The following is a 13,390-nucleotide window of genomic DNA, read 5'->3' as shown; positions in this document are numbered from 1 at the left end:
AAAAGCGCGCTGTTTTCACACAACGCGCCACACCATCATTTCAGACCAGTTTTCTTTCAATTACTCAGCAAAACCAGACTCTACCAGTTTTACCAGGCCATCTACAGCCTGCTCCTCGTCAGCGCCGTCCGCAATGATGCGGATGGTGGTGCCCCCTACGATACCCAGGGAAAGAACACCCAGCAAGCTTTTTGCATTGACTCTGCGCTCTTCTTTCTCCACCCAGATTGAGGATTTGAACTCATTAGCTTTCTGGATGAAGAAGGTGGCAGGACGTGCGTGAAGGCCGACTTGATTTTGAACCGTAACATCTTTCACAAACATATCTTTACTCTCCCAATGTATGAAAATTTAGTTTCGTTAAACGCAGTTTTAATTATAACAATATGTAAATTCTGCGTCAACGACAAAAAAACGCTTTTCGCTCATTTTTCCGGGAAATTCTGCTTGTTTTCCAGATGAGGGCGAATTTTCAGCCCTCCATTTGTTTATTCTCACTATATTTCTTTCAACAAAACTGGCACATTACACACTTTCCTCGTGGAAAAGCTGTGCGAACATCCAAAATCCCTAGGTACTATTTGCTAAAAGTGCCTGTACATGTGGTTCAAGCGCTTATCTGCTTTGTTAGTTTTCCCAAAGAAGCAAAATTCATACCTTTTCCCCCGGCCCCGCACGCCCAGCAAAGCCCATTTTGCTTTCTTTTATAGATATTCTATGCAAAACCATCAAAAACGTGTGCTGGTTTGCATCTTCTATTTCTCCCCATTTCCCTGGATTTTGTTAAGATAGGACCTATCTTTTTTATCCAAAGGTGCTGTTTTTAGCATGTCAGGGCGCTTTTGCAGCGTGCGCTCCAAAGACCGCTCCCGCCGCCACTGAGCGATATTGGCATGGTGCCCTGTTAAAAGCACGTCAGGCACTGCGCGGCCGTGCCATACCGCTGGGCGGGAATACTGGGGATATTCCAGCAAGCCATTGTAGTGGCTTTCCTCGGTGAAGCATTCCTCATCGGAAAGAACGCCAGGCAGCATCCGCAGAATGCAATCGGCTACCATGAGGGCTGGCAACTCGCCTCCGGTGAGCACAAAATCTCCGGCGGAAATCTCCTCGTCCACAATCTCCTGCAATACCCGCTCATCTACCCCTTCATAATGGCCGCAGAGGAGCAGGATGTTGTCAAACTCCTTGAGCTCAATAGCTCTCTGCTGGGTAAAAGGCTTGCCCTGTGGCGTCAGGTAGATCACATGGGGGTGCATACCAATCTGTTTCCAGATATGCTCATAACAACGGTAAATGGGGTCAGCCTGCATCACCATGCCCATGCCGCCACCGTAAGGTGCATCATCCACCCGCTTTTGCTTGGAAAGAGTATAGTCACGGATATTGTGGCAGTGGACCTCAAAAAGTCCTTGTCTCCGCGCCCGGCCAATAATGCTCTCGTTGAGCACCCGGTCACACATTTCAGGAAATAGGGTGGCAATATCAATCCTCATCGTCAAACAACCCCCTGAGCGGCCGAATTTCCATGACACCAGCTTCTATATCGGTATGAATGACAACATCCTTGATCGCAGGGATAAGTTTAATACTCCCATCGGCAAAGGCAATGTGATAGACATCGTTGGCGCCGGTTTCACTCACATCCACAATCTTCCCATACTCTTTGCCGGAATCAGCATCTAGAACCCGCAGTCCAATGAGATCCTGGACAAAATACTCTCCTTCCTCCAGGAGGATTTCATCCCGGTCCACATAGAGTACCTGGTTGCGGTATTTCACCGCCTCTTCCACCGTGTCCACACCCTTGAGTTTTAGTATGGCCATATTTTTGTGGATCCGACAGTCCTCCACCTCAATGGGGGTTTTCCCTTTATTCAAATAAAAGACGTCAAAGTCCAGCAGAAACTCCGGTGTGTCACACCAGGGATAAACCTTCACTTCCCCCTTGATGCCGTGGGTCGTGACAATTTTCCCGGTCTCCAGATATTGTTTTTTCGCCATGGCCTTCTCCCATCCTTATATTTTACGTCTTGAATGTCGCAATGATAAGAAAAAGGGAAAGCATATCCATGCTTCCCCTGCCTCTTTTTACTAGTCGATCTCCACAGCAACCTTGGTTTCCTGCCGGTTGGCAGCCGCACGCATAACGGTACGGATTGCCTTGGCGATTCTTCCCTGTTTGCCGATAACCCGACCCATATCGTCTGGCGCAACATGCAGGTGATAGACAATGACACCCTCTTCATTGGGTTCGTCAACAGTAACGTTGACTGCATCCTTGTCATCTACCAAGCCGCGCGCAATAGATACAAGCAGTTGATCCATAAGTAGTCCTCCAAGACTCAGTATCGATTTCGATTAAAGAACGCCGTTTTTCTTCAACAGTGCCTTCACGGTGTCTGTAGGCTGAGCGCCGTTGGACATCCATTTTGTAACCTTCTCGCCGTCAATCTTGACCACAGCAGGATCCTTGGTGGGATCGTAGTAGCCGACCTCTTCAATGAATCTGCCGTCCCGAGGATAGCGGGAGTCAGCGACAACAATACGGTAGAACGGCGCTTTCTTTGCGCCAATTCTGCGCAGTCTTATTTTAACAGCCATTCCTGTCACCTCCTATAAAATGTTTGGTTCTATATTGTTTCGGCTGTGCATTTGCACCGCCGTTAACATAGCGTGATTAAAAGGGCATGCCGCCTGGCATCATGGGCATTCTTCTGCGTTTGCCCTTTTTGCCGCCGCCGCCAAACTGTTTCATCATCTTCTGCATCTGATCGAACTGTTTGAGCAGACGGTTCACCGCTGGCACATCGGTGCCGGAGCCTGCGGCGATCCTTTTTTTGCGGGAGGGGTTAATAATCTGAGGATTTTCCCGCTCCGCCGGGGTCATGGAGTAGATAATGGATTCCATGAGCTTGAGCTGCGCTTCTCCCTTTTCTGCATCCTCATCCTTGATGGCTTTCGACGCTCCCGGCAGCATGGACATTACCTGCTGAAGGGGCCCCATCTTTTTCAGCTGCTGCATCTGTACCAGCAGATCATTTAAATCAAAGGAGTTCTCCTTGAGTTTCTTCGCCAGTTCCTCGGCGTTTTTCTCATCGATATGCTCCTGGGCTTTCTCGATCAGGGAGAGGACATCGCCCATTCCCAAAATACGGGATGCCATCCGGCCCGGATGGAAAGGCTCCAGATCCTCCAATTTTTCGCCCATGCCCACAAATTTGATGGGCTTTCCGGTAACTGCCTTCACCGAGAGGGCCGCACCGCCACGGGTATCGCCGTCCAGCTTGGTCAGGATAACGCCGTCAATGCCCAGTGCATCGTCAAACGCTTTGGCTACGTTAACCGCATCCTGACCGGTCATGGAGTCGATGACCAGGAGTATGTCGGTGGGAGTTACCTCATCTTTAATGCCCTGTAACTCTCCCATCAAGGTTTCGTCAATATGCAGTCGGCCGGCGGTATCCAGGATCACCACATCATTACCGTAATCCTTAGCATGGCTGACTGCCTTCTTCGCGATTTTTACCGGGTTTTCCGTCCCCATTTCAAAGACCGGAACACCGGCTTTTTCTCCCACCACCTGCAACTGTTTTATAGCTGCGGGACGGTAGACGTCACAGGCCACAAGCAAAGGACGCCTGCCCTGTTTTTTCAGCATCAGCGCAAGTTTGGCGCTGTGGGTAGTTTTACCGCTTCCCTGAAGGCCGCACATCATAATGATGGCAGGCGGCTTTGCCGGGGAGTTGAGCCGTGCGCTCTCGTTTCCCATGAGGGCGGTGAGCTCTTCGTTGACAATTTTGATCACCTGCTGGGCTGGGGTTAGGCTTTCCAACACCTGGACTCCTACCGCCCGCTCAGACACCTTGGACACAAAATCCTTGGTCACTTTATAGCTGACGTCAGCCTCTAAAAGGGCCAGACGCACTTCCCGCATCGCTTCCTTGATATCGGATTCGGTCAGTTTTCCCTTTGATCTGAGCTTTTTAAACGCTGCTGACAGCTTTTCAGAAAGCCCTTCAAATGCCACTTGCCTCATCCTCCTTGCAAAACTCTATGATAGCATGTCATCTTCCAATTTTTCAGCCGCATTATAAATCTGCGCCGCCATCTGAGCGATCTCCCGGGAAAAGCAGAACCGTTTATTGTGATCGGCCATCTGCTCCGCCGTTTCTTTGATCTGGGAGAGAACCTGGGCCAGTTCTTTGAATTTTTGCGCAAACTGGAGCTTGTCCTCCATTTCCTGGAGGAACGCTTCCCCCCGCTTAATGGAGTCTCGGACACCTTGGCGGGTAATTCCCGAAAGCTCGGAGATCTCCCCTAGAGAAAGGTCTTCATTATAATAAAGTTCAATGACCTCTTTCTGTTTTTCGGTGAGCATATCCCCATATATATCCAACAATACGGAAATTGAAAGATCCTTGCCCATATCCGTTCTCCTACCATCGCTCTGTAAAGCGGATTTCTTTACAATTGTGCTCCATTATTATAGCTAATTCTTCTCCTCGTGTCAAGGTATTTTTCTTTACACTGAGCATTTTTATTCCATTTGTAGGATGAAATAAAGACAGAAACTTTTTGAGCTTCTGTCTTTTCATATGCCTTCACTTGGAGATGAATATCGCCTAGAACAATCTTTATCCTCTAAGCTTGCTTCTGTCCGCTGATTTTTTCTTGCGGGGCTCGCACATTGGGCAAAGTCCCAAAAGAAGGTCCCTTGTCATGCCTGTAGCACCCGGATTGTCTCGGTACGTCCGTCGTTTAGGGTAAATTGGTCGGCGATCCCTCCCGTCAAAAGAATCTCGTTTTCATCGGTGACCAGAATCATGTCAAAGCCGCCGTTTTCCCTCCAGTATTCCTCTGCCTTTTCCGCGCCCATCACAAATAGAGAGGTGGACAGTGCATCACACAGCCTTCCCTCTTTGCCAACGATGACGGCCGCCTGCAACCCACTGTCCGCTGGGTATCCGGTAGCGGGGTCGAGAATGTGCCAGTATATATTGCCATCCTCATCTTCAAAATAGTTTTCATAGCCGCCAGAGGTTACCACCGCCATATCGCTCATTTCCAGCACACCTAGATTTCCATTTTCCCAGGGGGCACGGATGCCGATCTGCCAATCGCTTCCATCCGGCCGGGAACCAATGGCTTGGATATTCCCTCCCAGACTGATTAAAGCGGATTCAATTCCATTCTCTTTTAATTGTTCTACGACCAGATCGGCGGTATAGCCTTTGCCTACAGCGCCCAGGTCGAGCTGCATCCCATCGGGAACCGTCAGGTTTGTACCGTCCAGTTGGATGCGTTCATACCCCACATTTTGTTGCAGCTCTGCGATCTGTTCCTGGGAGGGGACCTGCTTATGATCGGTAGTAAATCCCCAGGCTGTGAGCACTGGATAAATGGTGGGATCCAATGCGCCATCGGTCTTCTGCGCCATTTCCAGTGCAAAAGAAATCAGGTCGGCGGTCTCTTCGCTGACAGCGACTGTCTGCCCCCCCGCTGTGGTTAGCGCGATAAATATCGCTTCCTTCTTCTGTGACAGACCAAAGGGACTCCTCTTCCCGGATCAAATCTTCGGACTTTTGCAAAGCCGTCTCCGCACCCTCGCCGTAAGCGGTAAAGGTCATGTATGTATTCATGGCAAAGAGGCTTCTTTCCGCTCTTTGTGGTGTATCAGCCGTTTGAACGCCGCAGCCTGCTAAGGTTACAGCCAGTATGATTGCAGCCATTTTATATTTCCAAAGCTTCATCTTTTACCTCCATCCATGAAAAAGAATATATTTCATCACATAGTTTTCTCCTTTATTAACGTAAGGATACTACAGTTTCAAGTCAATGTCTAATACTTTGTTTTCTTTTTTCCTGGCGTTTAGCTTTTGGAGAGAAAGGGAGATTGCTCGAACACGGTGACAGAATCCGGATCGCCATCTGCGGCAGGTGCCAGCAGAAGGCTTAGCTCGTCTACCATCCCCTGTTGCAGGAACGTCCAATTGATTCCTCCGCCCCCGCAGATCAGCATAGTTTGGATGCCAAACATCCGGTACAACTTTTCACAGGCGATTTTACAATCCAGAGATTTCTCTCCAGCAAAGATATAGGAAACACCGTGCCTCCGCAAATAGGCCCGATAGGCAGGGGAAGCCTGCTCGGTCAGCACCTCAATGATGTGTGCATCCGGCCGTCCCGGGCTTTGGAATATGCCGGACTCCCATCCGATCTCTCCCAATGCATCGATCGACACATAATAAAGGGTCGCTTCCCTGTCTGCAATAAAATCCTCCAAGGAGGATGATATGTCTTGGTCGTCCAATATTGGCTTCCGATGATCGGTAAACTCTTTGGTGGTCACCGTTCCGTAAAGCCATGCATCCGCATGGTATTCGGTGCGGATCCTGGCGTATTCCCGATTAGCCGTTCGGGTTGCGGCCAGCCCCATAAAGGGTCCTGTAATTTTTCCATCCAGCGCACTTAAGATATGAATCACAACTTTCGGTCTTTGCATAATTTTTCTCCTTACTGCACAAGTCCGTTATCTGTAAGATAGGTGTCAATCGCTTCTGTATCTGTTGGCCTTGCAAACAAGCCGTCATAAACTGTTGCTTCACCGGCGTTCTCTCTCACGAAGGCAATCGAGTTGTCAAATTGTTCTGTATCCATAGAGGTAGATTGGGTAAAGGGATATACTTCTTTACCGGTCAGGTCATAGTTTTCCAGAAAGGTGCCAATGATCATAGGCGCGGTATGCCACCAAATGGGATAGCCGATCAAAATGGTGTCATATTCGTCGATGGTTTCCGGCAAATTGGCGATGGCCGGCCGCTCATTATTATCCCGTTCGGCCAAGGCCACCTCACCGCATTGATTATAGTCGGTGGGATAGGGAGTTTCCGGCTGAATTTCCAGCAGATCACCTCCGGTCTGCTCGGCAATATAGGAAGCCATTTCCCTTGTGTTCCCCGACCAGGAAAAATAGGCAACCAAGACTTTCCCCTCCTCCGATTGTGTAGGGCTTTCTGTGCTGGGGGCAGACTCTGTCTGAGAAGGAGCTAAAGTGGTTGTCGGCGTATTTTGCGAGGGGGCATCGGAACCCGATGACGAGCTTTCATTTCTACCAGTTGTCCCACAGGCTGGTAAGGTGAGAACCATCACCACAGCCATCATCATTGCAGCTATTTTCTTTAACATTGTGGCTACCTCTCTTTCTGTTGTGCTGTTAGAATTAACAACTTGCGACTGTCTGTGGCCTTATAAGCATTCCGTCAAGATTTCATAGATTTCCTGCCGGTTCAATTCCCTGGGGTTGCATTTGATAATATTACAGGTATCGGCTACCTGGCGAAGTACCTCCGGTGTAATTTCCACCTTGGATTTTAGATCGCTCATACGGGTAGGAAGGCCGCATTCCTTAATAAAATCTGCCAGCGCATCAATTCCCGCCGCAGCGGTGTCTACCCCAAATACCACCTTGGCAAAACGAGTGAACTTTTCCTCCGCATCCTGTAGCATATGGCGGCAATAGGCGGGTTGAATCACTGCCAATCCCTGTCCATGGTTGCAGTCAGTATAGGCGCCAAGCTGATGTTCCATCTGATGTACCTGAAAGTCGGCGAGACGTCCTACCTTTAAAATTCCGTTTTCCGCCATGGCAGAATCCCACATGAGGTTGCCCCTGGCCTGCAGGTCATTGATATCCAATAACAAACGTCTCATATTGACAACGGTGTTGCGCATAATCGCCAGGGAGACATCGTCGGAGACATTGTCCCTGTCGGAACTGCCCAGATAGGTTTCCAGGGCATGGCTCAGGGTATCAAAAGCGCCGGAAATCACCTGCACCCGGGGGACATACAAGGTATATGCCGGATCAAGAACTGCAAACCGAGGTGCAAAACCCAGCATTCCTGTCTTGATTCTTTTCTCTTCATTTGTGATGACGGCGCCTCCGTTCATCTCAGCCCCGGTACCGGAAGCCGTGACGATGGCACCCATGGGGATGGCATCAGAGGGCAATTCATGGTGGGTAAACTCCATTTCCCACAGATCCCTGTCCGTTTTGGCCTGTGCCGCCACCATCTTGCAGCAGTCGATCACACTGCCGCCGCCGACGCCAAGGATCATATCTACATGTTGTTCCCGGGCTAGTTTTGCTCCCATCTGTACCTTCGCATAGGTGGGATTGGACATAATGCCCGAAAACTCCACTATCTTCTTGCCTGCGTCCCATAGGATACTGGTCAGCTCATCGTAGATGCCATTTTTCTTAATAGAGCCTCCGCCATAGGCCAACATTACCGTTTTAACGTCTACCCCCAGCTCTGCTTTCAGCGCTTTTGCGGCAGACGCCTTGCCAAAATAGACTTTTGTGGGATAAGAGTACACAAAATCGTTCATAAGACAATACCTCCTTATCTATCGTGTAAAGTTTGTCAAAACCTTGGGATTCTCCGGATGTTGCAGTCCGTTTTCCTTTCCGAGCGCGATGCACTTCAGCATCCATGCCATATTCTTCCCGATGTTATACATGGTCATCAGCCCTTCTTTGTCCTCTTGGACCTCCTCTGGCTGCTGACCGTATACATGATTCCAATAGGTAGAGGACACCACCGGCATGGAACAGATGGTAAAATACTTATTGATGACATCAAAGGAAGCTGTTGTACCTGCTCTCCGTGCGCTTAACACAGCCGCGGCGGGTTTAAACGCAAACGCACCGCCACCGGAATAAAAGGCTCTATCCATAAAGGTGAGCAAGCGGGCACTGGGATGGGCAAAATAAACTGGGGAGCCAAATACAAAACCATCCGCCTGCTTTGCCTTTTCGACAAATGGATTGACGGAATCATTGAAAACACATCGGCCAGACTCCCTACATTTGCGGCAGTCGACACAGTCGGGTATTGCCTCATTCCCAATAAAAAACATCTCTGTGTCGATTCCTTCCTCCTGCAACGCGCGGGCAATCTCCGCTAGTGCAACGCCTGTACATCCGTTCTGTCTGGAACTTCCATTGACCAACAAAACCTTCATTTACTGTCTCCTCCCAGTCTATATTTTCTTTTTATTCACAATAAATACACACTTTAGATTTATTTCTTTTGTGTTGCTTTTTCCTCATATTCGCATTATAATAAATGTAATATATGAAATCAATGGCCTGTAAAAACAGATTTGCGTATTATGCCACACAATATTTTTTGTGAGGCATAAAGGAGGGAATATTTCTATTGGAAAAGAAAAAAGCGGAAGACCTGCGAGTCCGTAAGACAAGGGAAGCTATTCACAACACTTTCAAGTCCATGATCTGTGAAATGGACTATGACCAGATCACCATCAAGGAGCTGACGGAACGCGCACAGATCAACCGAAAAACCTTTTACCTTCATTACAATAGTTTGGATGATTTACTCGCCGAACTGCAGGACGAAATTGCTGAGAACTTTATAAAACGAAAGGTATCCTACGGCAGTATGAAAGATATCCGTGATTTGATCCGTCTGTTTTTCGAACACGCGGCCAACATGCCGTTGCTGCATGAGCGTCTCATGTGCAGCGGCAGCTATCAGCCGGTATGGGAAAAAATTAACCGGCGGATTATGGATTATCGTCGTGAAACCAACCGGGGTATCTTTGGCCTTGATGAATATGCGGAGAGCTTGGTGTTTGCCTTTTATGGGGCAAATTCCACTTTACTCTACCAGCAGTGGGTAGCCGATGGGAAAAAGCTTTCTTTGGAGGAGCTCATCGAGACTGCCACCAAGTTAATTTGCTATGGGATGTCCAGTGTCGTCAAAGGAGAATAGGTCCTCAGATGTATATTTTGAGGAAGAAATTCAATGATAGTCTATATTTACAGAGTGCATACATGATATAATGCCCTCTGGGAACACATCTGAACAAGTCGGTAATCTAGCTATACTTATCAAATCTTTCCGCTGTCGTTCTCTTTCACACTTTTGTTGGAATTTTTACATCGCACAATAAATTTGTTACCAGGAATGGCATGAACCTAAATTCTACAAAATAAATGGACTATTTATGTGTCATTCTCTGGTAACAGGCATTAGAATCGTTGCCCGCAATGGCAGGAATTTAAAATCACTTCAAATTTCGGAAGGAGCACTGAAAATGCAGGAATGGATGCTTTCGTTTGTCGACCAATTTGGGTATTGGGGAATCTTCCTTTTAATATTCATTGAGAACGTTTTTCCACCCATCCCCTCAGAAGCGGTCCTTTTATTTGGAGGGGCTCTTACCGTTACGGCTGCCATGAATATTCCGGGAACCGTTCTGGCTGCAACGGCCGGGTCACTGTTAGGTGCTATTGTCCTTTATGCATTTGGCAGGATTTTTCAGGCGGAACGGCTGAAAAAATTATTTGCCGGCAAATTCGGACAGATCACACATCTGCGCCCTGAGCATGTTGAAAAAGCAGAGCGATGGTTTCACCGGTATCAGGGCAAAGCGGTGCTGATCTGCCGCTGCATCCCCATTGTAAGAAGCCTTATCTCCATTCCTGCAGGTTTTGCAAAGATGCCTCTGCCCAGTTTTTTGCTTTTGACTACACTGGGCAGCACTGTTTGGAACATTATTCTCGTTTGTATTGGAGCAGCATTGGGTACTGCCTGGGAAAATGCCATGCCATATTTTGACAACTACACCCATATTGCTGTGATTGTTTTGGTGGTTCTCGTTGTGGCGGTTGGTATTTTCTACCTATACCGTAAACGGAAAAAGCGCAACAAAGAAAAAAGCGAGGAAGAATAAAGCAAATCCTCCCTGTAACGAAGTCTCTATCGATGATGATGTCCACAAAAAAGCGGGACAGAAAGAATGCTCTTTCTGTCCCGTTTTTTTTATGATTTTGAAAGTTCCTCGGTGAGTTTTAAAATCTGTGGAGCTAGCTTTTCTCTTTCTTTTTTTGTAATACGGGCGTACAGCGGATAGGCCGCAGCCACACCTATAATACCAATGACGCCTATCACGATTCCCGGAACAAACCATCTGTCCATCCAGACCATAGTGCAACACATACCAACGCCCAGGAGCAGGCAGCTAACTACACCGAGCACAGTCGAAATTATAGCTCCTTTTTTTGTCGCACTGCGGTCCAACCGACGAAGCAGCTCCATTTTATCTTCTTCTCTGGCCAGATATTTTTTTCGGATATTCTGAATTTCTTCCTGTTGTTTTGCCGAGTAGGTATAGTAAAAGGTGTCTTTTCCATTTTCCATAACCAATCTTCCTTTCTGCTTGATGGGATAACCATGGCACTATAAAAACCATTCATGTTTTTAAGTTCTCTTCACGCAACCTCTTCATCTTTCGTGTTGAGCGAATTATCATAAAACTTCCCATCCCTACAATGATGGCACATACAGCTCCTCCTGTGGCGCCAAGCATTATCTGGCGAAAAGCCGTGCTACCATTATCAAATTGGGCCAGCATAGCAGTCTCCAAGGACAGCATAGAAACCAGTGCTGCCGCCAAATTGACAGCCTTCGCGGCCGACATCACCGGGCTTTGATATTTCCGATACCGTACCACATTGATAATCGCCATAATAGTAGTATAAAACGTATATAGCGCCATGACATAAATGAGGGACCCGGCATAATGAAAACCCCGATTTTGATACAGCACCAAGATTACCACGCCGGCCAATGCCAAATTCATCATGATGAGGATAGCTCCACACAGCCTATATCGTTTTAATTCGGAAATTGTATTTTCCCCGAAACCACTTTTGTGGGCATACCGTACCAACAAATAGCGCATGACAGCTAGAAAAATATAATATGCAGCCAAGGTTCCAAGCCATACGGAATGGTAATAGACTCCCGAAAACGCGTGAACCCCTGCATATACAAAGTTAATTCCAAGGGATAGATGGAGGGAAATCCGCATCTTAAATGGGATGTCTTCTAGATAGCGGCTGACATAAGGATTTTTTCTGATCCATTGATTTGCTTTTCGAATCAGCGAGGTAAGGCTCAGGCAAACAATGGTCAAAGCATAGGCCGAGACAATATAGGATATATAAGAGATGGGACTGTCCTTTCCAGCGACAAGAAAGGTGTAAAGAAGCATTGCTGTCGCCACAGGTACACTGAGAATCACAATTGCTGTTGCTGGGAATAACAGTCTGTGCACGATTTTTTTAAGCCTCTCCATTTTGTTTTCTCCTGATTTTGACTGTAAATGTGCTTCCTTTTCCCACCTGGCTGCTGACAGAAATATCTCCGCCCACAATATCCATCACCCGCTTCACCAGAGCCAGCCCCAGCCCATTACCCTGGGTCGCATGAGAGGTGTCACCCTGGTAAAATTTTTCAAAAATATGTTGTCCTACTTCTGGTGGAATGCCACAACCGGTATCCGATACCCGCACAACCGCATTTTCTCCCTCCGTGGTCAGGGAGAGGGTTATTTTGCCATTATCCTCCGTAAATTTGATGGCGTTGGAGAACAGGTTGTTCCAAACCAGAGAGAGCAGCTGCCCATCGGTATCCACAAAAACTTCCTCTTCCACACTGGTTTCGATTTCCAAATTTTTTTCTTCCCATGCTCCTTCAAATGAAAGCAAGGCCTTGGTTGGCTCTAAACATCAGACTCTTTTGGAAGCTTCTTCCCTGAGAATTTCTGGAGCAATTTGGATACATAGTAGGAAACACAGGCCCACAAGGTCATCATGGCAAAGTACTCTCCGAAGAAAAGCGCAAGGGGCTGCTCCATATCGAAAAATACAAATTCACTGCGCAGGAACAAATAATCGGCAATATTATGTTTAAAGAAAGCATAGACGCCAAAGCCACAGATTACCAGCGCCAGAATCCGTAGAATCCAGGTGCGAAGAGATGAGGGTTTCATCTTTCCGCCCATCTTCCGCACCATTCCCATGATCATGCCCCAGTGCAGGCCGAGATGGACACTCATCAGGATGAAGCCCCAATAAGACGCCAACATATGCAGTGTCCGGGCAAAGCTCATACTGCCGTCAATAGGCAGAAATACAAACACCTCTCGGGATAGGATGACACCGCTGACCATCAGGCCAATCATGGAGACAAAAACTAGAACATTCACAATCGTCTGCAAAATCCGAAGAGCGCCATACCTTCCCTTTATCAAGTTCCTATACCACCGCCAGTTCAGGATATGGTGCAGGATAAACAGCAGAAACATGGCGGCTCCCAACCATTCATGGGCCGTTTCGCCAATGAGCATATAGGCCATCTGGCAAAACAACAGAACCGTCATAATCAAGTCTATCCCCATTTTTAGCATCATTTTGGGTTTCATGAAAAAATATCCTCCCGCATACTTATGATGTATTTCGTGTCTATCTCCCAGGTAGAATCCAGAATTTCTTAAATGGGGTAAAGCAGTG

The 13,390-nt window shown here is 47.7% G+C and carries 19 protein-coding genes; 2 read left to right on the top strand and 17 right to left on the bottom strand.

All coding sequences use genetic code 11. From position 1 onward, the window contains the following. Nucleotides 1–60 precede the first annotated feature (60 nt). The 13 genes from WGC32_RS05435 to WGC32_RS05375 all read right to left on the bottom strand — a co-directional run bounded on the left by WGC32_RS05435 (nt 61) and on the right by WGC32_RS05375 (nt 9,030). Nucleotides 61–324 carry an HPr family phosphocarrier protein gene (locus WGC32_RS05435; RefSeq protein WP_191481716.1) on the bottom strand — a complete coding sequence of 88 codons (264 nt, stop codon included), beginning with the start codon at nt 322–324 and terminating at the stop codon, nt 61–63. 431 nt (nt 325–755) lie between these two features. Further along, nucleotides 756–1,496, bottom strand: a complete 741-nt coding sequence (gene trmD, locus WGC32_RS05430) for a tRNA (guanosine(37)-N1)-methyltransferase TrmD (RefSeq protein ID WP_191481715.1) — start codon at nt 1,494–1,496, stop codon at nt 756–758. After that, nucleotides 1,486–2,004: a ribosome maturation factor RimM gene (gene rimM / locus WGC32_RS05425; protein ID WP_191510557.1), complete on the bottom strand. Its 519-nt coding sequence runs from the start codon at nt 2,002–2,004 to the stop codon at nt 1,486–1,488. Before rimM ends, trmD begins: the two co-directional genes overlap by 11 nt. Before the next feature lie 90 nt (nt 2,005–2,094). Beyond that, nucleotides 2,095–2,328, bottom strand: coding sequence for a KH domain-containing protein (locus WGC32_RS05420; RefSeq protein ID WP_191481713.1), 234 nt, complete (start codon nt 2,326–2,328; stop codon nt 2,095–2,097). Nucleotides 2,329–2,361: 33 nt separating this feature from the next. Further along, on the bottom strand, nt 2,362–2,604 hold the full coding sequence (gene rpsP / locus WGC32_RS05415) for a 30S ribosomal protein S16 (protein WP_191481712.1): 243 nt from the start codon (nt 2,602–2,604) through the stop codon (nt 2,362–2,364). A gap of 76 nt (nt 2,605–2,680) precedes the next feature. After that, nucleotides 2,681–4,030 (bottom strand): signal recognition particle protein, encoded by a 1,350-nt coding sequence (gene ffh, locus WGC32_RS05410; RefSeq protein ID WP_342680951.1) that lies wholly within the window; start codon nt 4,028–4,030, stop codon nt 2,681–2,683. A 24-nt stretch (nt 4,031–4,054) separates the two neighbouring features. Then, nucleotides 4,055–4,429: a YlxM family DNA-binding protein gene (gene ylxM, locus WGC32_RS05405; RefSeq protein WP_191481710.1), complete on the bottom strand. Its 375-nt coding sequence runs from the start codon at nt 4,427–4,429 to the stop codon at nt 4,055–4,057. A 291-nt stretch (nt 4,430–4,720) separates the two neighbouring features. Further along, the gene (locus WGC32_RS05400) at nt 4,721–5,458 is read right to left on the bottom strand and encodes an FAD:protein FMN transferase (RefSeq protein WP_462933621.1); all 738 of its coding nucleotides are present in this window, start codon (nt 5,456–5,458) and stop codon (nt 4,721–4,723) included. Continuing rightward, nucleotides 5,361–5,753, bottom strand: coding sequence for a hypothetical protein (locus tag WGC32_RS05395; RefSeq protein ID WP_342680950.1), 393 nt, complete (start codon nt 5,751–5,753; stop codon nt 5,361–5,363). The genes WGC32_RS05400 and WGC32_RS05395 overlap by 98 nt, the downstream gene beginning before the upstream one ends. Before the next feature lie 119 nt (nt 5,754–5,872). Beyond that, nucleotides 5,873–6,505 carry a dihydrofolate reductase family protein gene (locus tag WGC32_RS05390; RefSeq protein ID WP_342680949.1) on the bottom strand — a complete coding sequence of 211 codons (633 nt, stop codon included), beginning with the start codon at nt 6,503–6,505 and terminating at the stop codon, nt 5,873–5,875. Nucleotides 6,506–6,516: 11 nt separating this feature from the next. Continuing rightward, entirely contained in the window at nt 6,517–7,188 is a 672-nt protein-coding gene (locus WGC32_RS05385; protein ID WP_342680948.1) for a flavodoxin, read from the bottom strand. Nucleotides 7,189–7,248: 60 nt separating this feature from the next. Continuing rightward, a complete protein-coding gene (locus WGC32_RS05380) occupies nt 7,249–8,394 on the bottom strand; it encodes an iron-containing alcohol dehydrogenase (protein WP_342680947.1) in 1,146 nt (381 codons plus the stop codon). A gap of 18 nt (nt 8,395–8,412) precedes the next feature. Then, entirely contained in the window at nt 8,413–9,030 is a 618-nt protein-coding gene (locus WGC32_RS05375) for a flavodoxin family protein (RefSeq protein WP_342680946.1), read from the bottom strand. A 197-nt stretch (nt 9,031–9,227) separates the two neighbouring features. Here WGC32_RS05375 and WGC32_RS05370 point away from each other — a divergent pair, with 197 nt between their 5' ends. After that, nucleotides 9,228–9,803 carry a TetR/AcrR family transcriptional regulator gene (locus tag WGC32_RS05370; protein ID WP_342680945.1) on the top strand — a complete coding sequence of 192 codons (576 nt, stop codon included), beginning with the start codon at nt 9,228–9,230 and terminating at the stop codon, nt 9,801–9,803. A gap of 325 nt (nt 9,804–10,128) precedes the next feature. Beyond that, nucleotides 10,129–10,767, top strand: coding sequence for a VTT domain-containing protein (locus WGC32_RS05365; protein ID WP_191481705.1), 639 nt, complete (start codon nt 10,129–10,131; stop codon nt 10,765–10,767). Between the two features lie 89 nt (nt 10,768–10,856). On the opposite strand, the gene WGC32_RS05360 is transcribed toward WGC32_RS05365, so the two are convergent. From WGC32_RS05360 to WGC32_RS05345, 4 genes are read right to left on the bottom strand one after another with little or no spacing between them, the layout of a single operon-like run. Then, entirely contained in the window at nt 10,857–11,234 is a 378-nt protein-coding gene (locus tag WGC32_RS05360) for a hypothetical protein (protein ID WP_191481704.1), read from the bottom strand. A 52-nt stretch (nt 11,235–11,286) separates the two neighbouring features. Further along, entirely contained in the window at nt 11,287–12,174 is an 888-nt protein-coding gene (locus WGC32_RS05355) for a hypothetical protein (RefSeq protein WP_342680944.1), read from the bottom strand. After that, nucleotides 12,161–12,550, bottom strand: a complete 390-nt coding sequence (locus tag WGC32_RS05350) for a sensor histidine kinase (protein ID WP_342680943.1) — start codon at nt 12,548–12,550, stop codon at nt 12,161–12,163. Before WGC32_RS05350 ends, WGC32_RS05355 begins: the two co-directional genes overlap by 14 nt. Nucleotides 12,551–12,600: 50 nt before the next feature. Further along, nucleotides 12,601–13,302, bottom strand: coding sequence for a DUF4405 domain-containing protein (locus WGC32_RS05345; protein ID WP_342680942.1), 702 nt, complete (start codon nt 13,300–13,302; stop codon nt 12,601–12,603). Between the last annotated feature and the right edge of the window lie 88 nt (nt 13,303–13,390).

Origin of the sequence: Zongyangia acetica, assembly GCF_038739695.1 — a bacterium.
Taxonomy (GTDB): domain Bacteria; phylum Bacillota; class Clostridia; order Oscillospirales; family Ruminococcaceae; genus Zongyangia; species Zongyangia gallinarum.
This window is presented reverse-complemented; position numbering and strand designations above follow the sequence as displayed.

Excerpts from the sequence above, each read along its gene's own strand:
- WGC32_RS05435 (WP_191481716.1), bottom strand. The coding sequence starts at position 324 with ATGTTTGTGAAAGATGTTACGGTTCAAAATCAAGTCGGCCTTCACGCA.
- trmD (WP_191481715.1), bottom strand. The coding sequence starts at position 1,496 with ATGAGGATTGATATTGCCACCCTATTTCCTGAAATGTGTGACCGGGTG.
- rimM (WP_191510557.1), bottom strand. The coding sequence starts at position 2,004 with ATGGCGAAAAAACAATATCTGGAGACCGGGAAAATTGTCACGACCCAC.
- WGC32_RS05420 (WP_191481713.1), bottom strand. The coding sequence starts at position 2,328 with ATGGATCAACTGCTTGTATCTATTGCGCGCGGCTTGGTAGATGACAAG.
- rpsP (WP_191481712.1), bottom strand. The coding sequence starts at position 2,604 with ATGGCTGTTAAAATAAGACTGCGCAGAATTGGCGCAAAGAAAGCGCCG.
- ylxM (WP_191481710.1), bottom strand. The coding sequence starts at position 4,429 with ATGGGCAAGGATCTTTCAATTTCCGTATTGTTGGATATATATGGGGAT.
- WGC32_RS05395 (WP_342680950.1), bottom strand. The coding sequence starts at position 5,753 with ATGAAGCTTTGGAAATATAAAATGGCTGCAATCATACTGGCTGTAACC.
- WGC32_RS05390 (WP_342680949.1), bottom strand. The coding sequence starts at position 6,505 with ATGCAAAGACCGAAAGTTGTGATTCATATCTTAAGTGCGCTGGATGGA.
- WGC32_RS05385 (WP_342680948.1), bottom strand. The coding sequence starts at position 7,188 with ATGTTAAAGAAAATAGCTGCAATGATGATGGCTGTGGTGATGGTTCTC.
- WGC32_RS05380 (WP_342680947.1), bottom strand. The coding sequence starts at position 8,394 with ATGAACGATTTTGTGTACTCTTATCCCACAAAAGTCTATTTTGGCAAG.
- WGC32_RS05375 (WP_342680946.1), bottom strand. The coding sequence starts at position 9,030 with ATGAAGGTTTTGTTGGTCAATGGAAGTTCCAGACAGAACGGATGTACA.
- WGC32_RS05365 (WP_191481705.1), top strand. The coding sequence starts at position 10,129 with ATGCAGGAATGGATGCTTTCGTTTGTCGACCAATTTGGGTATTGGGGA.
- WGC32_RS05360 (WP_191481704.1), bottom strand. The coding sequence starts at position 11,234 with ATGGAAAATGGAAAAGACACCTTTTACTATACCTACTCGGCAAAACAA.
- WGC32_RS05355 (WP_342680944.1), bottom strand. The coding sequence starts at position 12,174 with ATGGAGAGGCTTAAAAAAATCGTGCACAGACTGTTATTCCCAGCAACA.
- WGC32_RS05345 (WP_342680942.1), bottom strand. The coding sequence starts at position 13,302 with ATGAAACCCAAAATGATGCTAAAAATGGGGATAGACTTGATTATGACG.